Annotated in this window: 26 protein-coding genes and 1 pseudogene; 24 read left to right on the forward strand and 3 right to left on the reverse strand. The window is 59.2% G+C overall.

From position 1 onward, the window contains the following. Window positions 1-16: 16 nt before the first annotated feature. Window positions 17-373, reverse strand: coding sequence for a DUF2500 domain-containing protein (locus ACQG2G_RS20965; protein WP_029883607.1), 357 nt, complete (start codon window positions 371-373; stop codon window positions 17-19). A gap of 129 nt (window positions 374-502) precedes the next feature. Here ACQG2G_RS20965 and ACQG2G_RS20970 point away from each other — a divergent pair, with 129 nt between their 5' ends. The 5 genes from ACQG2G_RS20970 (at window position 503) to ACQG2G_RS20990 (ending at window position 6,366) form a co-directional block, all read left to right on the forward strand. Then, entirely contained in the window at window positions 503-1,129 is a 627-nt protein-coding gene (locus ACQG2G_RS20970; RefSeq protein ID WP_013099145.1) for a lysoplasmalogenase, read from the forward strand. A gap of 76 nt (window positions 1,130-1,205) precedes the next feature. Continuing rightward, window positions 1,206-3,380, forward strand: a complete 2,175-nt coding sequence (zntA, locus tag ACQG2G_RS20975; RefSeq protein WP_061771871.1) for a Zn(II)/Cd(II)/Pb(II) translocating P-type ATPase ZntA — start codon at window positions 1,206-1,208, stop codon at window positions 3,378-3,380. Between the two features lie 196 nt (window positions 3,381-3,576). After that, a complete protein-coding gene (locus ACQG2G_RS20980) occupies window positions 3,577-4,548 on the forward strand; it encodes a TRAP transporter substrate-binding protein (RefSeq protein ID WP_061771872.1) in 972 nt (323 codons plus the stop codon). An 11-nt stretch (window positions 4,549-4,559) separates the two neighbouring features. Next, window positions 4,560-5,069: a TRAP transporter small permease gene (locus ACQG2G_RS20985; RefSeq protein ID WP_023621484.1), complete on the forward strand. Its 510-nt coding sequence runs from the start codon at window positions 4,560-4,562 to the stop codon at window positions 5,067-5,069. Between the two features lie 10 nt (window positions 5,070-5,079). After that, on the forward strand, window positions 5,080-6,366 hold the full coding sequence (locus tag ACQG2G_RS20990; RefSeq protein ID WP_023621483.1) for a TRAP transporter large permease: 1,287 nt from the start codon (window positions 5,080-5,082) through the stop codon (window positions 6,364-6,366). A gap of 5 nt (window positions 6,367-6,371) precedes the next feature. Here ACQG2G_RS20990 and tusA read toward each other — a convergent pair whose 3' ends face one another. Next, on the reverse strand, window positions 6,372-6,614 hold the full coding sequence (tusA, locus tag ACQG2G_RS20995; protein WP_014833603.1) for a sulfurtransferase TusA: 243 nt from the start codon (window positions 6,612-6,614) through the stop codon (window positions 6,372-6,374). Window positions 6,615-6,781: 167 nt separating this feature from the next. Here tusA and ACQG2G_RS21000 point away from each other — a divergent pair, with 167 nt between their 5' ends. Further along, window positions 6,782-7,447, forward strand: coding sequence for a 7-cyano-7-deazaguanine/7-aminomethyl-7-deazaguanine transporter (locus ACQG2G_RS21000; protein ID WP_013099151.1), 666 nt, complete (start codon window positions 6,782-6,784; stop codon window positions 7,445-7,447). 72 nt (window positions 7,448-7,519) lie between these two features. After that, window positions 7,520-8,077: a DcrB family lipoprotein gene (locus ACQG2G_RS21005; protein ID WP_013099152.1), complete on the forward strand. Its 558-nt coding sequence runs from the start codon at window positions 7,520-7,522 to the stop codon at window positions 8,075-8,077. 4 nt (window positions 8,078-8,081) lie between these two features. Here the strand turns inward: ACQG2G_RS21005 and ACQG2G_RS21010 are convergent. Beyond that, window positions 8,082-9,334: pseudogene (locus ACQG2G_RS21010) on the reverse strand (MFS transporter). A 109-nt stretch (window positions 9,335-9,443) separates the two neighbouring features. On the opposite strand from ACQG2G_RS21010, the gene ACQG2G_RS21015 reads away from it, so the two are divergent. The 17 genes from ACQG2G_RS21015 to ACQG2G_RS21095 all read left to right on the forward strand — a co-directional run bounded on the left by ACQG2G_RS21015 (window position 9,444) and on the right by ACQG2G_RS21095 (window position 24,103). Continuing rightward, entirely contained in the window at window positions 9,444-10,493 is a 1,050-nt protein-coding gene (locus ACQG2G_RS21015; protein ID WP_013099154.1) for an AI-2E family transporter, read from the forward strand. A gap of 150 nt (window positions 10,494-10,643) precedes the next feature. Next, a complete protein-coding gene (locus ACQG2G_RS21020; protein WP_047351937.1) occupies window positions 10,644-11,366 on the forward strand; it encodes a beta-ketoacyl synthase chain length factor in 723 nt (240 codons plus the stop codon). Then, entirely contained in the window at window positions 11,363-12,178 is an 816-nt protein-coding gene (locus tag ACQG2G_RS21025) for a lysophospholipid acyltransferase family protein (protein ID WP_061772269.1), read from the forward strand. The genes ACQG2G_RS21020 and ACQG2G_RS21025 overlap by 4 nt, the downstream gene beginning before the upstream one ends. Next, window positions 12,159-12,416: a phosphopantetheine-binding protein gene (locus ACQG2G_RS21030; RefSeq protein ID WP_010436544.1), complete on the forward strand. Its 258-nt coding sequence runs from the start codon at window positions 12,159-12,161 to the stop codon at window positions 12,414-12,416. Before ACQG2G_RS21025 ends, ACQG2G_RS21030 begins: the two co-directional genes overlap by 20 nt. A gap of 12 nt (window positions 12,417-12,428) precedes the next feature. After that, the gene (locus ACQG2G_RS21035) at window positions 12,429-12,680 is read left to right on the forward strand and encodes an acyl carrier protein (protein WP_020687737.1); all 252 of its coding nucleotides are present in this window, start codon (window positions 12,429-12,431) and stop codon (window positions 12,678-12,680) included. Next, entirely contained in the window at window positions 12,652-13,248 is a 597-nt protein-coding gene (locus ACQG2G_RS21040) for a hypothetical protein (RefSeq protein WP_048972517.1), read from the forward strand. Before ACQG2G_RS21035 ends, ACQG2G_RS21040 begins: the two co-directional genes overlap by 29 nt. Beyond that, the gene (locus ACQG2G_RS21045; RefSeq protein WP_426769333.1) at window positions 13,241-14,590 is read left to right on the forward strand and encodes an AMP-binding protein; all 1,350 of its coding nucleotides are present in this window, start codon (window positions 13,241-13,243) and stop codon (window positions 14,588-14,590) included. The genes ACQG2G_RS21040 and ACQG2G_RS21045 overlap by 8 nt, the downstream gene beginning before the upstream one ends. Next, on the forward strand, window positions 14,577-14,930 hold the full coding sequence (locus ACQG2G_RS21050; protein ID WP_013099160.1) for a hydroxymyristoyl-ACP dehydratase: 354 nt from the start codon (window positions 14,577-14,579) through the stop codon (window positions 14,928-14,930). The genes ACQG2G_RS21045 and ACQG2G_RS21050 overlap by 14 nt, the downstream gene beginning before the upstream one ends. Then, entirely contained in the window at window positions 14,921-16,612 is a 1,692-nt protein-coding gene (locus ACQG2G_RS21055; RefSeq protein WP_248766666.1) for a glycosyltransferase family 2 protein, read from the forward strand. Before ACQG2G_RS21050 ends, ACQG2G_RS21055 begins: the two co-directional genes overlap by 10 nt. 3 nt (window positions 16,613-16,615) lie before the next feature. Next, window positions 16,616-17,038, forward strand: a complete 423-nt coding sequence (locus tag ACQG2G_RS21060) for an acyl-CoA thioesterase (RefSeq protein ID WP_023620066.1) — start codon at window positions 16,616-16,618, stop codon at window positions 17,036-17,038. Next, the gene (locus ACQG2G_RS21065; protein ID WP_248766667.1) at window positions 17,035-17,640 is read left to right on the forward strand and encodes a LolA family protein; all 606 of its coding nucleotides are present in this window, start codon (window positions 17,035-17,037) and stop codon (window positions 17,638-17,640) included. The genes ACQG2G_RS21060 and ACQG2G_RS21065 overlap by 4 nt, the downstream gene beginning before the upstream one ends. Then, complete coding sequence (locus tag ACQG2G_RS21070; protein ID WP_248766668.1) at window positions 17,609-19,930, forward strand: MMPL family transporter; 2,322 nt, start codon at window positions 17,609-17,611, stop codon at window positions 19,928-19,930. The genes ACQG2G_RS21065 and ACQG2G_RS21070 overlap by 32 nt, the downstream gene beginning before the upstream one ends. Continuing rightward, window positions 19,930-20,508 (forward strand): DUF3261 domain-containing protein, encoded by a 579-nt coding sequence (locus tag ACQG2G_RS21075; protein ID WP_028027933.1) that lies wholly within the window; start codon window positions 19,930-19,932, stop codon window positions 20,506-20,508. Before ACQG2G_RS21070 ends, ACQG2G_RS21075 begins: the two co-directional genes overlap by 1 nt. A gap of 1 nt (window position 20,509) precedes the next feature. Further along, window positions 20,510-21,679, forward strand: coding sequence for a beta-ketoacyl-[acyl-carrier-protein] synthase family protein (locus tag ACQG2G_RS21080; protein WP_058650528.1), 1,170 nt, complete (start codon window positions 20,510-20,512; stop codon window positions 21,677-21,679). Further along, the gene (locus ACQG2G_RS21085) at window positions 21,676-22,149 is read left to right on the forward strand and encodes a 3-hydroxy-fatty acyl-ACP dehydratase (protein WP_023620062.1); all 474 of its coding nucleotides are present in this window, start codon (window positions 21,676-21,678) and stop codon (window positions 22,147-22,149) included. Before ACQG2G_RS21080 ends, ACQG2G_RS21085 begins: the two co-directional genes overlap by 4 nt. Beyond that, a complete protein-coding gene (locus ACQG2G_RS21090) occupies window positions 22,146-22,877 on the forward strand; it encodes a 3-ketoacyl-ACP reductase FabG2 (RefSeq protein ID WP_248766669.1) in 732 nt (243 codons plus the stop codon). The genes ACQG2G_RS21085 and ACQG2G_RS21090 overlap by 4 nt, the downstream gene beginning before the upstream one ends. Beyond that, on the forward strand, window positions 22,874-24,103 hold the full coding sequence (locus ACQG2G_RS21095; protein WP_248766670.1) for a beta-ketoacyl-ACP synthase: 1,230 nt from the start codon (window positions 22,874-22,876) through the stop codon (window positions 24,101-24,103). Before ACQG2G_RS21090 ends, ACQG2G_RS21095 begins: the two co-directional genes overlap by 4 nt. Window position 24,104 lies beyond the last annotated feature (1 nt).

Consider the following 24,104-nt stretch of genomic DNA (forward strand, 5'->3'; position numbering starts at 1 on the left):
GGGAGAGGGGATCGTATTATTCAGCCCTGAACCCTTCAAACCGCGACCCTTTGTAACTCAGCATCCCTTTCTCACCTACCGTCAGCTGATGGTACTGCTGCGCCTCCAGGCGGAAGGTCATCTCCAGGCCGCCCGTTTCCGGCTTAAAGCTCGCTTCATAGCGCATGGTCGTTCCCGCAGGGGTAACCTGTTGCTGGCGCGAGCGCCGGTCATTAAGGGGTTTTTCGCGTTTATTGCTCACCACCACGCGCTTTTGCATCAACGGCGCGGCGTCGTTATCCGCTTTCTCGCGGCGCTGCTGCACAAAACGGAACGAGGCGGCAATGACGATAATCGCCACCACGATAATGAAAAACAGCGGCATCTTGCTCATTCAACAATCCCATAAGATTATGCGGAATTCAGGATACCCTGACTCCCCCGGCATTGCCAAACGCCTGCACGCATCACTACACTGAAGATGAAACTGATTATTCAGCCTTAACAGATACAGGGAGTTAATATGCTTTGGTCATTTATCGCTGTCTGTTTTTCCGCATGGCTTTATGTCGATGCGTCATACCGCGGTCCGGCCTGGCAGCGCTGGTTGTTTAAACCCGTCACGCTGTTGCTGCTCCTGCTGCTTGCCTGGCAAGCGCCGATGTTTAACGCCATCAGCTACCTGGTCCTCGCCGGGCTGTGTGCTTCCCTGATTGGCGATGCCTTAACCCTGTTGCCGCGTCAGCGTCTGCTGTATGCCGTGGGGGCGTTCTTCCTGTCGCATCTGCTTTACACCATCTACTTTGCCAGCCAGATGACGCTATCCTTCTTCTGGCCGCTCCCGCTGGTGCTGCTGGTGATCGGCGCGCTGCTGATCGCGGTGATCTGGTCACGCCTGGAAGAGATGCGTCTGCCCGTCTGCACGTTTATTGCCATGACGCTGGTGATGGTGTGGCTGGCCGGTGAACTGTGGTTCTTCCGCCCAACCTCACAGGCGATGTCCGCTTTCTTTGGCGCGGCGCTGCTGTTAATCGGCAATATCGTCTGGCTGGGCAGCCACTATCGCCGTCGTTTCCGGGCTGATAACGCGATTGCCTCCGCCTGTTACTTTGCCGGGCACTTCCTGATTGTGCGTTCGCTGTATATCTAAATAAGCCTTGACTCTGGAGTCGACTCCAGAGTGTATGCTGCGGTTAATGAGAAAATTATCATTACCGGAGAGTGCCATGTCGACTCCAGAAACACCTAAAAAAGCCCCACAATTTTCAGCATTTAAGCTCAGCCCGGTGCCAGCGAAAGATGACTGCTGCTGTGACGGGGCATGCGAAACGCAAAACGCGCCGCCGCTGCCTGAAAGCGGAAACCATTACAGCTGGGTGGTTGACGGCATGGATTGCGCGGCCTGCGCCCGCAAAGTCGAAAACGCGGTAAAACAGATCCCCGGCGTCAGCCACGTGCAGGTGCGCTTTGCGACCGAAAAACTGCTGGTCAGCGCCGAGAGTGACGTTAGCGAGCAGGTTGTGTCCGCCGTCAGCAATGCCGGTTATTCCCTGCGTAGCGAAACGGCCCCCGCCGAAAAAACCGCTCCGCTGCGTGAAAATCTGCCCCTTATCGCGCTCGTGATGATGATGGCCCTGAGCTGGGGTCTGGAGCAGATCAACCACCCGTTTGGCAATCTGGCGTTTATCGCCACCACGCTTGTCGGGCTGTATCCCATTGCCCGCCAGGCGCTGCGGCTGATGAAAAGCGGCAGCTGGTTCGCCATCGAAACGCTGATGAGCGTGGCGGCTATCGGCGCGCTGTTCATTGGTGCCACAGCGGAAGCGGCCATGGTGCTGCTGCTGTTCTTAATTGGCGAACGTCTTGAAGGCTGGGCGGCAAGCCGGGCGCGTAAAGGGGTCAGCGCCCTGATGGCGCTTAAGCCCGAAACCGCCACACGAGTAACCGGAAACGAACGCCAGACGGTGGCCATTAACGCGCTGCGTCCGGGCGATGTGATTGAAGTCGCTGCCGGAGGGCGCCTGCCTGCGGACGGTACCCTGCTCACCGCCACCGCGAGCTTCGACGAAAGCGCCCTCACCGGGGAGTCGATTCCGGTTGAACGCACGGCCGGTGAAAAAGTACCTGCGGGCGCCACCAGCGTCGACCGTCTGGTCCAGCTCACGGTACTTTCCGAACCCGGTGACAGCGCCATCGACCGTATCCTGAAGCTGATCGAAGAGGCCGAGGAGCGTCGCGCCCCCGTCGAGCGATTTATTGACCGCTTCAGCCGGATTTACACCCCCGCCATCATGCTGGTTGCCCTGCTGGTCACTATCGTTCCGCCGCTGTTCTTTGGTGCGCCGTGGGAAGGCTGGATTTATAAAGGTCTGACCCTGCTGCTGATTGGCTGTCCGTGTGCGCTGGTGATCTCCACCCCGGCGGCCATTACCTCCGGTCTGGCGGCAGCGGCACGTCGTGGCGCCCTGATAAAAGGCGGCGCGGCGCTGGAACAGTTAAGCCAGGTGCAGCAGGTGGCGTTCGATAAAACCGGCACGCTGACCGTCGGCAAGCCGCAGGTCACCGGCGTGTATCCGCAGGATATCGGTGAAGATGAACTGCTTACGCTGGCCGCCGCCGTAGAGCAGGGTTCCACTCACCCGCTGGCGCAGGCGATTGTGCGTGAAGCGCAGTCGCGCGGGCTGGCAATTCCGACGGCAACGGCACAGCGGGCGCTGGTTGGGTCCGGGATTGAGGCCGACATCGACGGTAAAAAGGTGCTGATTGTCGCGGCGGGTAAGTCTTCTAACTCAGAGGTTGAGGCGTTAGAACAGACCGGACAAACTGTCGTAACCGTCATGCAGGACGGCGTCGCCAAAGGCATGCTGGCACTGCGCGATACCCTGCGTGATGATGCGAAAGAGGCCGTCGCGGCGCTCCATCAGTTGGGCGTCCAGGGTGTGATCCTCACCGGCGATAACCCGCGTGCCGCCGCCGCGATTGCCGGAGAGCTGGGGCTGGACTTTAAGGCCGGATTACTGCCTGCGGACAAGGTCAGTGCCGTGACGGAGCTGAACAGCCATGCTCCGCTGGCGATGATCGGCGACGGAATCAACGATGCGCCAGCGATGAAAGCATCCACCATCGGGATTGCCATGGGCAGCGGTACCGACGTGGCGCTGGAAACCGCCGATGCCGCGCTCACCCATAACCGCCTGACCGGGCTGGCGCAGATGATTTCCCTGGCACGCGCCGCGCGCGCCAATATTCGCCAGAACATCAGTATCGCCCTGGGGCTGAAAGGGATTTTCCTCGTCACCACCCTGCTCGGCATCACCGGGCTGTGGCTGGCGGTGCTGGCGGATACCGGCGCGACGGTGCTGGTGACGGCCAACGCGCTCCGCTTACTGCGACGCAAATAACACGCAATGCACGCCAGGCCGGGTAAAGCGTAACGGCAACCCGGCCTTCCCTTCTCAAAAATCTAAACCAGCGTTTCAGAAATTCACGCTTTTGTGAGGCGCTTCACCTCCGTTTTCCAGGCCATAGTGTAATTTTTAAACGTACAAAACTAAAACACCGTTTTAACACTTACCTCACTACCCTGGAGTTGACTTGATGAAAACGACCCTCAAGCCGTTACTGGCCGCTCTGTGTCTGTCTGCTTTTGCCTGCTCCGTTTCTGCGCAAACCATTAAAGCCGCCGATGTGCATCCTGAAGGCTACCCGAACGTGGTAGCCGTACAACACATGGGGGAGAAACTCAAACAACAAACCGACGGCAAGCTGGAGATCAAGGTCTTTCCCGGCGGCGTGCTCGGGGATGAAAAGCAGATGATTGAACAGGCGCAGATGGGGGCGATCGATATGATCCGTGTCTCCATGGCTCCGGTGGCGGCGATCCTGCCCGATATCGAAGTCTTTACCCTGCCCTATGTGTTCCGCGATGAAGACCACATGCACAAAGTCATCGACGGCGATATCGGCAAGCAGATTGGCGACAAACTGACCGCCAACCCCAAATCGCGGCTGGTGTTTCTCGGCTGGATGGATTCCGGCACCCGTAACCTGATCACCAAAACGCCGATCGTCAAACCGGAGGATCTGAAAGGCAAAAAAATCCGCGTTCAGGGAAGCCCGGTGGCGCTGGCGACACTGAAAGACATGGGAGCTAACTCGGTGGCGATGGGGGTCAGTGAGGTTTACAGCGGCATGCAGACCGGCGTAATCGACGGCGCTGAGAATAATCCGCCGACCTTCATCGCCCATAACTATATGCCGATCGCCAAAAACTATACCCTCAGCGGCCACTTCATTACCCCGGAAATGCTGCTCTACTCAAAAGTGAAATGGGACAAGCTCAGCGCAGACGAACAGCAGAAAATCCTGACCCTGGCGCGTGAAGCGCAGTTCGAACAGCGCAAACTGTGGCAGGCCTATAACGCCGAGGCGCTGGCGAAGATGAAAGCCGGTGGCGTGCAGTTCCACGAGATCGACAAATCGGTATTTATCAAAGCCACAGAGCCGGTGCGCACGCAGTATGGCGAAAAGCATCAGGACCTGATGAAAGCCATTGCTGACGTTCAGTAAACGGAGAACGTATGTCCGAACTCTACCTGAAGTGGATGGACCGGCTGTATCTGCTCGCCATGGGCGTAGCGGGATGCGCGCTGCTGGTGATGACGGTGGTGATCCCGATTGGCATCTTCTCGCGCTATGTGCTGAATCGCGGTGAATCCTGGCCGGAGCCGATTGCCATCATCTGCATGGTGACCTTTACGTTTATCGGCGCGGCGGTGAGCTACCGTGCCGGGTCACACATCGCGGTGAACATGCTGACCGACCGACTGCCAGACATGCTGAAAACAGCGTGTGCGCGCGTGGTGGATCTGCTGATGCTGCTGACCTCGCTGATTATGTTCTGGTACAGCTACTGGCTGTGTGTCGAGCTCTGGGAGCAGCCGGTCGCCGAGTTTCCGATACTGACGTCAGGGGAGAGTTATCTGCCGCTGCCGATTGGTTCTGCGGTGCTGATCCTGTTTGTCATTGAACGTCTGCTGTTTGGCTCACAGGAAAACCGTCCTGTGGTGCTGATCGGCAACCACAGTTAAGGGGTGAACAATGGATGCATTCGTTTTGTTATTCACCCTCGCCATTTTGCTGGCGCTGGGTATGCCGGTGGCGTTTGCCGTCGGCTTAAGCGCCGTCGCGGGCGCGTTGTGGATCGAGTTGCCGCTCGAAGCGCTGATGATCCAGATCACCAGCGGGGTTAACAAATTTACCCTGCTGGCGATCCCGTTTTTCATCCTGGCGGGGGCGATCATGGCGGAAGGCGGCATCGCCCGACGGCTGGTGAATTTCGCGTATGTCTTTGTCGGTTTTATTCGCGGCGGACTGTCGCTGGTGAATATCGTGGCCTCCACCTTTTTCGGCGCGATTTCCGGTTCATCGGTGGCGGATACGGCCTCCATCGGCAGCGTGATGATCCCGGAGATGGAGAGAAAGGGGTATCCCCGCGAGTATGCGGCGGCGGTCACCGCCAGCGGGTCGGTGCAGGCGATTTTAATCCCGCCTAGCCACAACTCGGTGATCTACTCGCTGGCCGCAGGCGGTACGGTCTCCATTGCCACGCTGTTTATCGCAGGCGTGCTGCCGGGGCTGCTGCTGGGACTGTGCCTGATGACGCTGTGTCTGTGCTTTGCCCATAAGCGCGGCTATCCAAAAGGCGAAAAAATCCCCTTTAAACAGGCACTGAAGATTTTGCTGGACGCTCTCTGGGGGCTGATGACGGTGGTAATTATCCTCGGCGGGATCATGTCCGGGATATTTACCGCCACCGAATCGGCGGCGGTCGCCTGCCTGTGGGCATTCTTTGTCACCATGTTTATCTACCGCGACTACACGTGGAGCGAACTGCCGAAGCTGATGTGCCGGACGGTGAAAACGGTCACTATCGTAATGATCTTGATTGGCTTTGCGGCGGCGTTTGGCGCGGTGATGACCTACATGCAGTTGCCTGTGCGCATCACGGCGTTCTTCACCTCGCTCTCGGATAACAAGTACGTGATCCTGATGTACCTCAACATCATGCTGCTGCTGATTGGCACCCTGATGGATATGGCGCCGATCATTCTGATCCTGACGCCGGTGCTGTTGCCGGTGACCCAGTCGCTTGGGATCGACCCGGTCCATTTCGGGATGATCATGATGGTGAATCTGGGGATCGGGCTTATCACGCCGCCAGTGGGTTCGGTGCTGTTTGTGGCCAGTGCGGTAAGCAAGCAGAAAATCGAACATGTGGTGCGCGCGATGCTACCGTTTTACGGCATGCTGCTGCTGGTGCTGGGAATGATAACGTACATCCCGGCGATTTCGCTGTGGCTGCCGGGATTGTTAGGCATGCAGTAAGGGGGTTACCCCTTGCGGATTAAATACCGGTACGGCAGTGCTTCGGTCTGCTGTGCCACCAGTTCATGCTCCATAAAGGTACAAAAACCGGGGATATCGCGGGTGGTTGCCGGATCGTCAGCGATGATCAGCAGCGTTTCGCCGGTTTGCATATTGCGCACGGTTTTGCGCACCATCATTACCGGCTCAGGGCAGCGGAGGCCCTGCGCATCAAGGGTGTGGTCTGGAGTGGAAAACAGATCGGTCATGGTGTTCTCGGTCAGATAAAAACGGCTGTAGTTTACGCCCCGTAGCCAGCAATGCAAACCAGGTTAACGGTTGCGTAAAAACCAACCATTGCAAAGTCCCGTCAAAGCAGTATCATGCTGCGGTTTTTATTGGGTTCCCTCACCCCAACGTATAAAAAGGTCACAATATGACGCCGTTTTCTGAATCGCAGCGCGTAAAAGCGTTGTTCTGGCTTTCGCTTTTTCATCTGCTGGTGATCACCTCCAGTAACTATCTGGTGCAGCTGCCGATTGCCATCTTTGGTTTCCATACCACCTGGGGCGCGTTCAGCTTCCCGTTTATTTTTCTCGCCACCGATCTGACCGTGCGTATTTTTGGCGCACCGCTGGCTCGCCGCATTATTTTTGCGGTCATGCTGCCGGCGCTGTTCGTGTCGTACGTTATTTCCTCCCTGTTTTACATGGGAAGCTGGCAGGGCTTTGAGGCATTAACCCACTTCAACCTGTTTGTTGCCCGAATCGCTACTGCAAGCTTCATGGCCTATGCGCTGGGGCAGATCCTCGACGTGCACGTATTTAACCGCCTGCGTCAGAATCACCGCTGGTGGATGGCCCCCACCGCCTCGACGCTGTTCGGCAACGTCAGCGATACGCTGGCCTTCTTCTTCATTGCCTTCTGGCACAGCCCGGATGCGTTTATGGCCGAACACTGGATGGAAATTGCGCTGGTGGACTACTGCTTCAAGGTGCTTATCAGCATTGTCTTCTTCCTGCCGATGTACGGCGTGCTGCTGAATATGCTGCTGAAAAGACTGGCAGATAAATCTGAAATCACAGCATTGCAGGCTGGTTAAGGGTTCGCTTTATCAGTTGTGATAAGATGGACAAATGAGCCGTTATGGCCGTTTATCGAAAGGAAGAAGTCAATGCGCAATCTGGTTAAATATGTCGGGATTGGCCTGCTGGTTGTCGGCCTTGCAGCCTGTGATAACAGCGACACGAAAACGCCTGCTCAGGGCGCGTCTGCAGAGAGCAACGCAACCGGTCAGCCGGTGAACCTGCTGGACGGTAAACTCAGCTTTTCTCTGCCAGCGGATATGACTGACCAGAGCGGCAAGCTGGGTACCCAGGCGAACAACATGCACGTCTATTCCGATGCAACCGGGCAGAAAGCGGTGATTGTGATTGTGGGCGACGATACCAGCGAAGACCTGGCCGTGCTGTCCAAACGTCTGGAAGATCAGCAGCGCAGCCGCGACCCGCAGCTGCAGGTGGTGACCAACAAGTCCATCGAACTGAAAGGCCACACGCTGCAGCAGCTGGACAGCATTATCTCTGCAAAAGGTCAGACAGCTTACTCTTCCGTGGTGCTGGGTAAGGTTGATAACAAACTGCTGACCCTGCAGATCACCCTGCCAGCGGAAGATCAGCAGAAAGCGCAGACTGCCGCTGAAAACATCATCAACACCATCGTGATTCAGTAACACGTCAGGATGATGACGTGGCCTCCGGTGCCTGCACCGGGGGCCATTTTTTTAGCCGCCACGTGAGCATCAGGGCCATCACCACCAGACCCGCAGCCGCAAGATAGATAACCGGCACACCTGCCCAGGCCATGACCAGCCCTGCCAGCGGCCCGGTAATGCCCAACGACATATCCATAAACACCGTGTAGGTTGCCAGCGCCGCCCCCTGATTCTGCGGCGGCACGGCTTTCACCGCCACCACACCCAGCGCCGGGAAGACCAGCGAAAAACCGGCTCCGGCGAAGAACACGCCAACTTTTGCCATCCACGGCGCGGTCGCTATACCGGTCAGCAGCAGCCCGACAATCTCAACCGCAAAGCAGATCATCGCCACATTCAGCCCGCCCAGGCGGTTAATACCGTTCGGGAAGAGCAAACGGGCACCCACAAACGCACAGCTGAACAGGGTTAACGCAAAGGCCGCCCCATCCCAGCCTTTGGCGTCATAAAACAGCGTGATAAAGGTGGCGATCACCCCAAAGCCGGTGGTTGCCAGCGCCAGTGCCATACCATACGGCCAGACGCGCCCCAGCACTGCCCGGAACGGCAGCGGTTTACCTTTGCTGGCCTTCACTTTCGGGCGCGGCAGGGCAAACAGGATCGCCACCAGCGCGACCACCATAATGGTGCCCGCCAGCCCGTACAGTCCGCCATACGCATAGCACATCACCCCAAGCGGGGCGCCAAGCGCCATTGCCCCGTAGGTGACAATGCCGTTCCAGGAGATGACCCGGCCAATGTGCGGTGCCCCGACCACGCCTACGCCCCACAGCGTCGAGCCGGTTCCTGCCAGGCTTTGCCCAATACCGAGGATCACCCGGCCCAGGCACAGCAGCACCAGGCTGACCAACGGCCAGTGGCTGGTCGTTGCCGCCAGCAGGTAACTCAGGCCACTGAGAAAACAGCCGCATAATCCTGTGATCACAATGCTCTTCGGCCCGAACAGATCCGCGTAGCGACCCGCATGCGGGCGACTCAACAGCGTGGCGAAGTACTGCAGGCTAATCACCAGCCCCGCCCAGAATGCGCTAAACCCCATCACGTCATGCACATAGCCCGGCAACACCGCCAGCGGCAGGCCAATCGTCAGATAACTGGCAAAGTTAAAAATCACAACGGAGACAATGCGCAGATTAAGGCGTAATCCGCTTAATGCCGGTTCGGCGGCGGGTTCGGGCATGAGGTTTTACCTGGATTTTTGCAACAGTGTTTCACTATTACCACGACGCCAGCAGAAAATCAGCAGCGACTTTCAGATTAACGGTGCCAGACGAAGCGGAACCCGCGCACTACACTTAACGGGCAATCACATTAAGGAACACGAATGACCCCTAACCCGCCCGACAAAGCAGGACTCCACATCCTGTTAAAACTCGCCTCCCTGGTGGTGATCCTCGCCGGTATCCATGCTGCCGCCGATATTATTGTCCAGCTTCTGCTGGCGCTCTTTTTTGCCATTGTGCTTAACCCGCTGGTGACCTGGTTTTTGCGCCGGGGTATCAGCCGCCCGGTGGCCATAACCATTGTGGTTATCGTGATGCTGATTGCCCTCACCGCCCTTTTCGGCGTGCTGGCCGCCTCGCTGAGCGAGTTCTCCACGATGCTGCCGCAATACAACAAAGAGCTGACGCGCAAGATCGTGGCGCTTCAGGAGATGATGCCGTTTCTGAACCTGCATATTTCGCCGGAACGGATGTTGCGCCGGATGGATTCCGAAAAAATCATGACCTACGCCACCACGCTGATGACCGGCCTGTCCGGCGCCATGGCCAGCATTTTGCTGCTGGTCATGACGGTGGTGTTTATGCTGTTCGAAGTGCGCCACGTGCCCTATAAGCTGCGCTTTGCGCTGAATAATCCGCAAATTCACATCGCCGGTTTACACCGCGCGTTAAAGGGCGTCTCCAAATATCTGGCCTTAAAAACCCTGTTGAGCGTCTGGACCGGCGTGATTGTCTGGCTGGGGCTGATGCTGATGGGCGTGCAGTTCGCGCTGATGTGGGGAGTGCTGGCGTTTTTGCTGAACTACGTGCCCAACATTGGCGCGGTACTCTCCGCCGTGCCGCCCATGATTCAGGCGTTTCTGTTTAATGGCTTCTATGAGTGCATGCTGGTGGGGGCGCTGTTCCTCGTGGTGCATATGGTGCTGGGGAATATTCTTGAACCACGGATGATGGGCCACCGGCTGGGCATGTCGACGCTGGTGGTGTTCTTATCCTTACTGATTTGGGGATGGCTGCTGGGCCCGGTTGGGATGCTGCTGTCGGTACCGCTCACCAGCGTCTGTAAAATCTGGATGGAGACCACCAAAGGCGGCAGCAAACTGGCGATACTGCTGGGGCCGGGCCGACCCAAGAGTCGGCTTCCCGGTTAATCGTCTGGGGTGAGATGGAACATGACGCTACGGGAAATTTTTAGGAGAAACGTTATTCGCAAGCCTGCGACAACACTGTACGATGTACGCTGTAACATCGCGCTTGCGAAGTAAAAATCACAGAAACAGGTTTATCGCGGACGCGTGTAGATGAAATTTACCCTCACCATTATCGACTGGCAGGCCAGAGCGCCAGGACTCAGCGATGCCGACGCATGGCAGGCATGGTCGCGCCAGTCTGACGCCATCGATCCCGCCGCGCCGCTTGCAAAACTGACCGATCTGCCGATGATGACCGCCCGCCGCCTCAATTCGGGCAGTAAGCTGGCGGTGGATATTGGTCTTGCGATGCTGCGCAAACATCGTATCGATGCCGTGGTCTACAGCAGCCGCCATGGCGAGCTGGAACGCAACTACCGTATTCTGCAAGCGCTGGCGACGGAGCAACCCGTCTCCCCCACCGATTTTGCAATGTCTGTTCATAACGCCGCGGTCGGCAATCTTACGATCACCGCAGGTCAGCCGATTGTCTCATCCTCGGTCTCCGCCGGGATGGACACCTTCCAGCAAAGTTTGTGCGAAGTGTTGAGTCTGCTTCACGCGGGCTACTCCCGCGTTTTGCTGGTGGATTTTGACGGCGTCCTGCCCGCGTTTTATCACGCCGGGCTCCCGCCGCAGATGCCCGTCTGGCCTTACGCCCTTGCGCTGGTGATTGAAGCCGGTGACGCGCTCTGCTGTGAAACCCATCGCGAAAGCACAGGGGAAGAGCCCGCGCTGCCGCAAAGCCTTCAGTTCCTGCGACATTACCTGAGCGACGCGCGGCAATTTGCCCTGGCAGGCGAGCGTTTGCAGTGGCAGTGGACGCGCCAATGAGCCAGATCCTCTCCCGCCTCGATCGGTTATGGCGCATGCTGATGACCGGGTTTTGCTTCGCCCTGTTTGGCCTTGGCGGGCTGCTGCTGTCGCTGGTCTGGTTTAACCTGCTGCTGATTTTTCAGCGCGATCGCACGGCACGCCGCCGACTGGCGCGACGCAGCATTTCCGCCAGTTTTCGGCTGTTCCTGGCGGTCGTTCGCGGAACCGGCGTGCTGGATTACCGCTTTAACAATCTGGACGTTCTGCGCGCCGAGCGCGGCTGCCTGGTGATAGCCAACCATCCTTCGCTGCTGGACTATGTGATCCTCGCCTCGGTGATGAACGAAACCGACTGTCTGGTGAAAAGCGCGCTGCTGCGTAACCCCTTTGTCAGCGGCGTGATCCGTGCAGCCGATTACCTGATCAACAGCGAAGCAGAAACGCTGCTTCGTGCCAGCCAGCAGCGTCTGGCGCAGGGCGACACCCTGCTGATTTTCCCGGAAGGCACCCGCACCCGCGTGGGCGAAGCCATTACCCTGCAGCGGGGAGCGGCGAATATTGCCGTTCGTTGCAACAGATCTCTGCGCGTGGTGGTGATCTACTGTAGCGAACGCATGCTGGATAAACAGAGTCGCTGGTACAATGTGCCGCCCAAAAAACCCATTTTTACCGTGGATGTTCGCGAACGCATCAACATTCATGATTTTTACGATGCGAGCCAGCACGAACCTGCGCTGGCGGCAAGGCAGTTAAACCGGCATATGCAGCAGCAATTAACATCCGGTCTTCAATCTTTGTCAGGAATGAAAGATGCAAGCGCTCTATCTTGAAATTAAGAATCTCATTATCTCTACGCTGAATCTGGAAGAACTTACCCCAGAGGATATCGACACCGACGCTCCGCTGTTTGGTGACGGACTGGGTCTGGACTCTATTGATGCCCTGGAGCTGGGGCTGGCTGTGAAAAATCAGTACGGCGTAGTGCTTTCTGCCGAGAGCGACGAGATGCGTCAGCACTTCTATTCCGTTGCCACGCTCGCCGCTTTTATTCATCAACAACGCGCCTGAGAATGACCCGCTATGACAGAACAAGAAACCCTTTATCAGGAAGTCTCTGCGCTTCTTATTAAACTTTTTGAACTCGACCCTGAGCTCATTACGCCGCAGGCCCGGCTTTACGAAGACCTGGATCTCGACAGCATTGATGCCGTAGATATGGTGGTTAACCTGCAGAAGAAGACGGGGCATAAAATTAAGCCTGAAACCTTCAAAGCGGTGCGTACCGTTCAGGACATCGTCGACGTTGTGGAACAACTCCAGCGCGACGCCTGACGTGCCTGCCATTCCGCTCATCCCGATACTGACGGGCCTGATGCTGCTGGCCTGGCCGTTTTTGATTGGCTATGGCCTTGCAAGCCACCATTTGCAATGGATATTGCCCCTGATGGCGCTGGTGTTGCTGCTGCGTGTCTGGCAGACGCGCCAGCAGCGCGGCCCCTTGCGCTACGTTTTCCTGAGCGTGACGCTGGCCGGGGCAGTGCTGTGCGTGGCGAGCCTTTTCCACGCTCACCTGTGGGTGCTGTTTTATCCGGTGGTCGTTAATCTGGTGATGCTGGTGGTCTTTGGGGGCTCGCTGTGGACATCCATGCCGATGGTGGAACGGCTGGCGCGGATACGGGAGCCCCAGTTGTCTCCTGCCGGGGTTCGTTACACGCGTAAAGTGACGAAAGTCTGGTGCGGCTTTTTTATCTGCAATGGCGCAGTCGCGCTGTTTACCGTGCTGTACGCCGACCTGCGCCTGTGGACGCTGTGGAACGGGATGCTTTCCTACATCCTGATGGGAACGTTAATGGCGGGTGAATGGCTGGTGCGACAACGGGTAATAAAAAACGATGGATAAACCGCTTCCTCTGAGCCAGTGGCTGAACGCCCCGCGTCCTGATGAGACGCCTGTCGCCTGGCTTGACGATCGTATCTGGACGCTGGGCGATCTGCGCCACGATGTTACGCAGCTGGTCGACGCGCTGCGTCAGGAAGAGGGCGAGCGCTGGGCGCTCTGTTTTGAAAACGGCTATCTTTTTATCGTCGCCCTGCTGGCGGCGCTTCATGCGGGTAAAACCCCCGTGCTCCCCGGGCACAGCCGGGGGGCGCAGCTTAACGAACAGCGGGCCATGTTCAGCGGCGTCCTGAGCGACACCACGCTCGCGTTTTCAGGGCGACTGCGGTTGGTCACCGCCACTGCGCCGACAACCCCCCCCTTTTCCCCCTTGCCTGCCATTGACGAGACGCGCGTTATCGAGCTCTTTACCTCTGGCTCCACCGGCACGCCGCAGCGGGTGATTAAGCCGGTGATCGGCCTGGATCGGGAAGCCCGTCTGCTCGCCGATCGGTTTGGCGAACGGCTGACAGGCTGTCACGTCGTGGCCTCCGTGGTGTTGCATCATCTGTATGGCCTGACGTTTCGTGTTGTATTACCCATGGCGCTTGGCCTGCCGCTGCATGCCTCCCTGCTGCAGTACGCAGAACAGCTGTCAGCGCTGCCGCAGGACAAACGGTATCTCTTTATCAGCAGCCCGGCATTCCTCAAGCGGCTCGACACCTCGCTTGTGCCGCCTCCGGTTGCCCTGCTGCTCTCAGCCGGGGGCGAACTGCCCTGGCGCGACATCATCCCTTGTCATGACTGGCTGAACGTCTGGCCTGATGAAATTTACGGCAGCACCGAAACGGGCGTTATGGCCTGGCGTCACCGTCTGGATGAGACAACGCTCTGGCAGCCGTTTCCCGGCGTAACGTTCCACGGCGATCGGGTAACGTCGCCACTGATCTGCGAGGCTGAAGGAGCCGTGCTGGATGATATCCTGCATTTCGCGGCTGACGGGCAGTTCAACATCATCGGACGCCGTGGCCGGGTGGTCAAAATTGAAGACAAACGCATTTCGCTCGATGAGATTGAGCAGCGGTTACTGGCGCTGGACGGCATCTGCGACGCCGCCGCGCTGGCGGTCACTCGCCGTGGTCGTCAGGCCATTGGCGTGCTGCTGGTACTCAGTGACGCGGCGCGCTTGCACAGAGACAACGGGGGTAAAAATGCCCAGGAATCCGCGTGGCGTCGCGCCCTTCGCCCCTGCCTTGAACCGGTTGCCGTGCCCCGCTACTGGCGCATTGTCGATGAAATCCCGGTCAACAGCATGAACAAGCGTGTGACTGCACAGCTACAGGAGTTATTTCATGAAGATTCATGAAATCGAACGCCACCAGACTCACCCGGAGCATCTGGAGATAACGCTTTATCTTGATCCTGACCTGCTCTGGTTTAAGGGACATTTTGCTGTCCAGCCCCTGCTCCCTGGCGTTGCACAACTCGACTGGGTGATGCATTACGCTACCACCCTGATGGCACCGGGCTACCGTTTTCACAGCATTCAGAATGTGAAGTTTGCGGCCCCGCTGTTGCCGGACAACACGGTGACGCTGATCCTTGACTGGCACCCTGCCCGTCAGATGCTCAGCTTCAGCTACCAGCGCCATGCGGGCAGTGAACGCCATACCGCCAGCAGCGGGAAGATTCGCCTATGTCAGTAACGTTCCGCCCCTGCGTGTTGATCCCCTGCTACAACCACGGTGCGATGATGGCCGCGGTGCTCGCACGTCTGGCACCGTTTGACCTCCCGTGCCTGGTGGTTGACGATGGTAGCGAAGAGAGCACGCGCCACACCCTGGCGCACTTAGCGGAGCAGCATCCGCAGGTTACGCTGCTGCGTCTGGCAAAAAACAGCGGCAAAGGCGCGGCGGTAATGGCGGGGCTGAAAGCCTGCGCAGAGCGCGGCTTCACTCATGCAATCCAGGTGGATGCCGACGGCCAGCACGCTATTGAAGATCTCCCCCGCTTTCTGGCGCTGGCGCAACGTCACCCCGAGGCGCTGATTTCCGGTCAGCCCGTTTACGATGACTCTATACCCCGTTCGCGCCTTTACGGACGCTGGATAACGCACGTCTGGGTCTGGATTGAAACGTTGTCCCTGCAGCTTAAAGACAGCATGTGCGGCTTTCGGGTCTATCCGATCACGCCGGTGATGCAGCTTGCCGCACGTACCCCGCTCGGCAAGCGCATGGACTTTGATACTGAAATGATGGTCCGCCTCTACTGGCAGGGCACGCCCAGCTATTTTCTGCCCACCCGCGTCACCTACCCGGCAGACGGTGTATCCCACTTCGATGCGCTAAAAGACAACGTGCGCATCTCGCTGATGCATACCCGTCTGTTCCTGGGGATGCTGCCGCGCATCCCTTCCCTGCTGATGCGCCGTCGCCCGCAGCACTGGGCGCAACAGCAGGAGGTCAAAGGGCTATGGGGTATGCGCCTGATGTTACGCGTCTGGCAACTGCTTGGGCGCAAGGCCTTCACCCTCCTGCTGTGGCCGGTCACCGCCGTTTACTGGCTTACCGCCCGTTCGGCGCGTCAGGCGTCGCGGCAATGGCTGAGGCGGGTTAAAGAGGTCATGGCACAGCGACAGATCCCACCGCCCCCCCGGCTGAACAGCTTTTTTCACTTCCTGCGTTTTGGTCATGCCATGCTGAACAAGGTGGCCAGCTGGCGCGGCGAGATGAAGCTGCATCGCGATCTGGTGTTTGCACCGGGTGCCCGCGAGGCGCTGGGGCTGGACGATCCACAGGGTAAACTGCTGCTGGCCTCGCATCTTGGCGACGTGGAAGCCTGCCGGGCGCTGGCACAGCGTGAAGGGGGGAAAACCATCAACGCCCTGGTCTTTAGCGATAACGCCCAACGCTTTAAGCAGATTATGGAAGAGATGGCTCCGCAGGCGGGCATTCACCTGATGCCCGTCACTGACATCGGCCCGGAGACCGCTATCCTGATCAAAGAAAAGCTGGATCGCGGCGAATGGGTGGCCATCGTGGGCGATCGTATCGCCGTCACACCGCAGCGCGGCGGCAGCTGGCGTGTGATCTGGAGCGCGTTTATGGGCCAGCCCGCGCCGTTCCCGCAGGGGCCGTTTATCCTGGCCTCCATTCTGCGCTGTCCGGTGGTGCTGATTTTTGCCCTCAGCCAGCAGGGGACGCTGACCCTGCACTGCGAACCGTTCGCCGACCCGCTGCTGCTGCCGCGCGGTGAACGTCAGCAGGCGCTGCAACATACCGTCGATCGCTACGCGCAGCGGCTGGAACATTACGCCTTACTGTCACCGCTCGACTGGTTTAATTTTTTCGATTTCTGGCAACTGCCCGAAATCAGCGAGAAGGAGTAAAGGGTGCTGACCGATCCCCGCTTTACGACGGAAGTTGAAATCACCGTCCCGTTCCACGACGTCGACATGATGGGCGTGGTCTGGCACGGCAACTATTTCCGTTACTTTGAAATAGCCCGCGAAGCGCTGCTCAATCAGTTCGACTACGGCTATCGCCAGATGAAAGCCTCCGGCTATGTCTGGCCGGTGGTCGATACGCGGGTGAAATACCGCGATGCGGTGACCTTTGAACAACGCATCCGGGTCCGGGCGCAGATTGAAGAGTATGAAAACCGTCTGCGCATTGCCTATCAAATCTTCGACGCGCAGACCGGTAAACGCACCACCACCGGTTACACCATCCAGGTGGCGGTCGACGAAGCCACCCGCGAAATGTGCTTTGTCAGCCCGGGGATCTTGTTTGAACGTATGGGAGTCACGCCATGAAATGGTTGACTTTGCTGGCACTGATGTTTAGCCCGCTGGTCAGCGCCGTGACGCTGGATGAACTGCAGCAGCGGTTTACGCAACAGCCCGTGGTGCGCGCTCACTTCGAGCAGGTTCGTACGATCAAAGACATGCCGCAGCCGCTGCGTTCGCAGGGCGAGATGGTGATCGCCCGTGACAGCGGCCTGCTGTGGGATCAAAAAGCCCCGTTCCCCATGACGCTGCTGCTGGATGACAAACGGATGGTGCAGACCATCAACGGCCAGCCGCCGCAGACCATTACCGCCGACAATAATCCGCAGATGTTCCAGTTCAACCACCTGCTGCGGGCGTTGTTCCAGGCCGACCGCAAGGTGCTGGAAGAGAATTTCCGCATCGATTTTCAAGACCTGGGGGAAGGCCGCTGGTCGCTGGTGCTCACGCCCACCACGACGCCGCTGAACACCATTTTCGCCACCCTTGATTTGGGCGGTGCGACCTTTCTGGAGTCTATTCGTCTTAACGACAAACAGGGCGACCGTACGGATATCACCCTCTCCAGTCACCGACTGACACCCGCCAGCATGACCGATGACGAACGCCAACGCTTTGCCGCACCGTAAATCGCTGCGCCCGGCGCTGCTTTGGGCCGCGGGATGCCTGATTATGCTGGGCCTGCTGGTGTCGCTGCTGCCCGGCGCGCGCCTGAACAGCAGCGTGCTGGCCATGTTACCGACACAGACGCTGGGGGCGATCCCTCCGGCGCTCAACGACGGCTTTATGCAGCGGCTCGACCGTCAACTGGTCTGGCTGGTCAGCCCCGGCAAAAAACCCGATCCGCGCGTGGCGCAGCAGTGGCTGACGCTGCTGCAACGCAGCGGAGCGCTGAGCGAGGTCAAAGGGCCCATGGACGCCGCCGGGCAACAAGCCTGGGGCGAGTTTTTCTGGCAGCACCGCAACGGGATGATTGACCCCGCCACCCGCGCCCGCCTGCAAAACGGCGGTGAAGCGCAGGCGCAGTGGGTTTTATCTCAGCTTTACTCGGCCTTTTCCGGCGTGAGCGGCAAGGAGCTGCAAAACGATCCGCTGATGCTGATGCGCGGCGCGCAGCTCGCGCTGGCGCAAAACGGCCAGAAGCTGCGGCTGATGGACGGCTGGCTGGTGACGCAGGATGACGCCGGAAACTACTGGTATCTGCTGCACGGCGAGCTGGCCGGTTCCTCTTTTGATATGCAGCAAACCCACCGGCTGGTGACCACCCTGAACGCGCTGCAGGCGACGCTGAAAACGCATTATCCACAGGCGCAACTGCTGTCTCGCGGCACGGTGTTTTACAGCGATTACGCCAGCCAGCAGGCCAGACGGGATATCTCCACGCTGGGTGCCGCCACCCTTCTGGGCGTACTCCTGCTGATTGTGGCGACATTCCGCTCCCTGCGTCCGCTGCTGCTGTGCGCGATCTCCATTGGCATCGGCGCGCTGGCGGGCACGGCCGCCACCCTTCTGTTCTTTGGCGAGCTGCATCTGATGACGCTGGTGATGAGCATGAGCATCATCGGTATTTCGGCCGATTACACCCTCTACTACCTGACCGAACGGCTGGTGCACGGTGGCGAAAACTCGCCGTGGCAAAGTCTGGATAAAGTGCGTAATGCCCTGCTGCTGGCGCTTCTGACGACCGTCGTGGCGTACCTGATTATGATGCTGGCCCCCTTCCCCGGGATCCGCCAGATGGCGCTATTTGCCGCCGTGGGGCTGAGCGCCTCGTGCCTGACGGTGATATTCTGGCACCCCTGGCTGTGCCGTGGATTGCCGGTACGCCCGGTTCCAGCCAGCAGAGCGATGTCGCGCTGGCTGACCGCCTGGCGACGTAATAAAACACTCGCGGTTGGCCTGCCCGTCACGCTGGCGCTCCTTTCCGCCGCAGGTATTGCCACCCTGAAGGTGGACGACGATATCGCCCAGTTGCAGGCGCTGCCGAAAACGATTCTGGCGCAGGAGAAGACCATTACCGCCCTGACCGGCCAGCGCGTCGATCAGAAATGGTTTGTGGTTTACGGCACGTCAGCCCAGCAGACGCTGGAGCGGCTGGAGGCCTTTACCCCTGCGCTGGCGCAGGCGCAAAAAGCGGGTGAGCTGGCAAGCTGGCGAACCCTGCCGCTGAACTCCATGAAGCGTCAAAAAAGCGATCTGGCGCTGCTGCACCACGCTGCGCCTGCGGTAATGAACGTGCTGCACAGCGCCGGACTGAACACCGTCTCACCGGATCTGACGCCAATGCCTGTCAGCGTGGACGCCTGGCTTGCCAGCCCGGCCAGCGAAGGCTGGCGTCTGCTCTGGCTGACCCTGCCGGGCGGCGAAAGCGGCGTGCTCGTCCCGGTGGACGGCGTCAAAAACAGTACGGCGCTAAGTGAACGGGCGGCACAGCATGAAGGGGTCGTCTGGATCGATCGTAAGGCCAGTTTTGACAGCCTGTTTGCCCTCTACCGCACCCTGCTGACGGGGCTACTGTGCGTAGCGCTGGCGGCGATTGCCTGCGGCGCCATAATCCGACTTGGCTGGCGTCAGGGGCTTATCAGCCTGGTGCCGTCGGTACTGTCGCTCAGCTGCGGGCTGGCGGCGCTGGCCGTCGCCGGGCATTCCGTCAATCTGTTTTCACTGCTGGCGCTGGTGCTGGTACTCGGCATTGGCATCAACTACACGCTGTTTTTCAGCAACCCGCGCGGCACGCCGCTGACGTCGATGCTGGCTATCACACTGGCGATGATGACCACGCTGCTGACGCTGGGCATGCTGGTGTTCAGCGCGACGCAGGCCATCAGCAGCTTTGGAATTGTGCTGGTAAGCGGTATTTTCACCGCCTTCGTGCTGGCCCCGCTGGCGATGCCAGCCAGGAACGAGAGAAAACCATGATGAACGCTTTTTACCGCGCCGCCGCGCTGGCTGCGACGCTGCTGCTGGCAGGCTGCAGCCATTCGACCGATACTGAAGAAACTCGCCCGCTGGCCTGGCTTCAGCCGGGCACGCAGGTGACGCTGCCACCGCCGGGCATTACGCCAGCCATCCGTTCTCAGCAGCTGCTGACCGGCCGGTTTAACGGTCAGACTCAGTCGCTGCTGGTTCTGCTGAACGCTGACGGGCAAAAAGTGACGCTTGCCGGGCTCTCGTCGGTGGGGATCCGCCTGTTTCTCGCGACCTATGACAACACCGGGATCCATACCGAGCAGTCGGTCGTTATGCCCCAGCTACCGCCCGCCAGCCAGGTGCTGGCAGATGTGATGCTCAGCCACTGGCCGCTCAGCGCCTGGCAGCCGCAGTTGCCGAAGGGATGGACGCTAAAGGATACTGGCACCCGACGCGAATTGCGTAACCCTGACGGCAAGCTGGTCACCGAGATTGTCTACCTGCAACGCAACGGTAAGCGCGAGCCGATCAGCATTGCGCAGCACGTCTTTAAATACCACATCACCATTCAATATCTGGGTGACTGAGATGATTTACATTTCCGCTGTTGGCATGGTCAACGCGCTGGGCAACTCGGCCGATGAGATCGCGGCCAACCTGAACGCCGGGGTTGCGCCGGGTATGCGTCATCGCGCCGGATGGCTGCAAGGATTACCTGATGCCATGCTGGGCGGCGTTGAGGGTGAACTGCCGCCGATACCGGATAGCCTGGCAGCACACCGCAGCCGTAATAATCAGCTGTTGCTGGCGGCGCTGGCACAGATTCAGCCTGCCGTTGAGGCAGCCATCGCCCGCGTGGGCCGCGACCGCGTGGCGGTGGTGATGGGCACCAGCACCTCAGGGCTGGATGAAGGCGATGAGTACGTGCGCCTCTCCCTGAACGGCGAACGCAGCCCACAATGGCAGTACCCGCAGCAGGAGCTGGGCGATCCCTCCCGCTTCCTCGCCAGCTGGCTGCAGCTGGATGGCCCGGCGTATACCATTTCGACTGCCTGCTCCTCCAGCGCCCGGGCGATCATCAGCGGACAGCGTCTGATTGAGGCCGGACTGGTTGACGTCGCCCTTGTAGGCGGGGCAGACAGCTTAAGCCGTATGCCGGTCAATGGTTTTAACAGCCTTGAATCGCTCTCGCCCACGCAGTGCGAACCGTTTGGCCGAGACCGCCGGGGGATCACCATCGGTGAAGCGGCGGCCCTCATGGTGCTGACCCGCGAACCGGATCAGGTTGCGCTGCTGGGGGCGGGTGAATCGAGCGATGCGTACCATATCTCTGCCCCACATCCCGAGGGAGAAGGCGCCATTCGCGCCATTACCCAGGCGCTGAAGGAGGCAGGCATGACGGCAGATGACGTGGGCTATATTAATTTGCACGGCACCGCCACTCCCCTCAACGATCGGATTGAGGCGCACGTGATTAACGCCCTCTTTGGCGACCGGGTACCGTGCAGCTCCACCAAACACCTCACCGGCCATACGCTTGGCGCGGCCGGGATCACTGAAGCCGCATTAAGCTGGCTGATCCTGACCCGTGACCTGCCGCTGCCGCCGCAGGATTTTTCCCGCTACGCGCCGGACGACACGCTGCCGCCCTGCGGCCTGCTGCATCAGCATGCGCCGCTGACAAAACCGGTGATTTTATCGAACTCATTCGCCTTTGGCGGTAACAACGCCAGCCTTCTGCTGGGGAGAGTGTCATGAGTTATTTATCCCCCGCCGACTACCTGCCCCACGACGCACCGATGATGCTGCTGGAGCGCGTTGAGCGTGTCACCGACAGCAGCGCGGTGTGCAGCGTCACGGTCGACGGGCACGGTGTGCTTGCGCCGTTCCTGAACGTTGACGGCGATCTGCCGGGCTGGTTTGCGCTGGAACTGATGGCCCAGACCGTGGGCGTCTGGTCTGAATGGCACCGTCTGCAAAAAGGCCTGCCCCACAGCCCGCTGGGCATGGTGCTGGGCGCGCGCGAGCTGGTGTGCAGCACGGGCCGCTTTGCTGCAGGCACTACGTTAACCATTACCATTGAGCGCCTGATGCAGGACGAACGCTTTGGCAGCTTTGAATGCACAATCCAGACGGATAACGCCCCCCTTGCCACGGGCCGTGTGAATACGTTCCAGCCCAGCGAGGACGAATTAACCTCACTTTTCTCTCAGGGAGCTTCATCATGACACGTTCCGTACTGGTCACGGGCGCCAGCAAAGGCATTGGCCGCGCCATCGCCTGTCAGCTTGCCGCTGACGGTTTCACCGTAGGCGTGCATTACCATCGCGATGCTGATGGGGCGCATGAGACGCTGGAGGCCATTGTTCAGGCTGGCGGAACGGGTCGTTTACTGACCTTTGACGTGGGCAACCGCGAGCAGTGCCGCGAGGTTCTGGAACAGGAAATCAGCACCTTTGGCGCATGGTATGGCGTGGTCAACAATGCCGGGATAACCCGCGATGGCGCGTTTCCGGCGCTCAGCGACGAGGACTGGGATAGCGTCATCCACACCAACCTCGACAGTTTTTATAACGTTATTCATCCCTGCATCATGCCGATGATCGCAACCCGCAAGGGCGGGCGGATTATCACCCTGTCGTCCGTGTCAGGCGTGATGGGCAACCGCGGACAGGTGAACTACAGTGCCGCCAAGGCCGGTATCATCGGCGCCACCAAAGCGCTGGCCATTGAACTGGCAAAACGCAAAATTACCGTCAACTGCATCGCGCCAGGGCTGATTGATACCGGCATGATCGAGATGGAAGAGGCCGCGCTGAAAGATGCCATGTCCATGATCCCGATGCAGCGCATGGGTCAGGCGGACGAGGTGGCCGGTCTGGCGAGTTATCTGATGTCGGACCGGGCAGGCTATGTGACACGCCAGGTGATCTCGATCAACGGGGGGATGTTATGACGCGTCGGGTGGTGATTACGGGAATGGGAGGCGTGACCGCCTTTGGCGAGGACTGGCCGACCATTTCACAGCGGCTGCTCGGCTACGAAAACGCCGTGCGCACCATGACGGAGTGGCAACAGTATGCCGGTCTGCAAACGCTGCTGGCCGCCCCCATCGAGGATTTCACCCTTCCGGCACACTATACCCGCAAGCGCATTCGTGCCATGGGCCGCGTGTCGCTGCTCTCCACCCGCGCCACCGAACTGGCGCTTGAGCAGGCGGGCCTGATCGATGACCCGGTACTGACGCAGGGGCAAACCGGCATCGCCTATGGGTCGTCCACGGGCAGCACGGGCCCGGTAAGCGACTTTGCCTCCATGCTGATGGAAAAACACACCAATAACATCACCGGCACCACCTATGTGCAGATGATGCCGCACACCACCGCGGTCAATACCGGCCTGTTCTTTGGTCTGCGGGGGCGCGTCATTCCCACGTCGAGTGCCTGTACTTCCGGCAGCCAGGCGATTGGTTACGCCTGGGAAGCCATTCGCCATGGTTATCAGACCGTTATGGTCGCCGGGGGCGCCGAGGAGCTTTGTCCTTCAGAGGCGGCGGTATTTGATACGCTGTTCGCCACCAGCCAGCGCAACGACGCGCCGAAAACCACGCCGTCGCCCTTCGATACCGCGCGCGATGGTCTGGTCATCGGCGAAGGGGCAGGCACGCTGATTCTGGAAGAACTGGAGCACGCCAAAGCACGCGGGGCGACCATCTACGGCGAAATCGTGGGCTTTGCCACCAACTGCGATGCAGCGCATATCACCCAGCCGCAGCGTGAAACCATGCAGATTTGCATGGAGCAATCGCTGGCAATGGCCGGTTTAGGCGCCACGGACATCGGGTATATTTCCGCCCACGGCACCGCCACCGATCGGGGTGATATCGCCGAAAGCCAGGCCACTGCGGCCATCTTTGGCGACAGGGTCCCCCTCTCCTCGCTGAAGAGCTATTTTGGCCATACGTTAGGTGCCTGCGGTGCGCTGGAAGCGTGGATGAGCGTGCAGATGATGCGTGAAGGCTGGTTTGCCCCGACGCTCAATTTAAGACAACCGGATGAGCAATGCGGTGCTTTAGATTATATTATGGGGGAAGCCCGTCAGATTGACTGCGAGTATCTGCAAAGCAATAACTTCGCGTTTGGCGGCATCAATACCTCAATCATTATCAAACGCTGGGCGTAAC

The sequence above is a fragment of the Enterobacter cloacae complex sp. 382A5 genome, assembly GCF_050031095.1.
GTDB lineage: Bacteria > Pseudomonadota > Gammaproteobacteria > Enterobacterales > Enterobacteriaceae > Enterobacter > Enterobacter cloacae.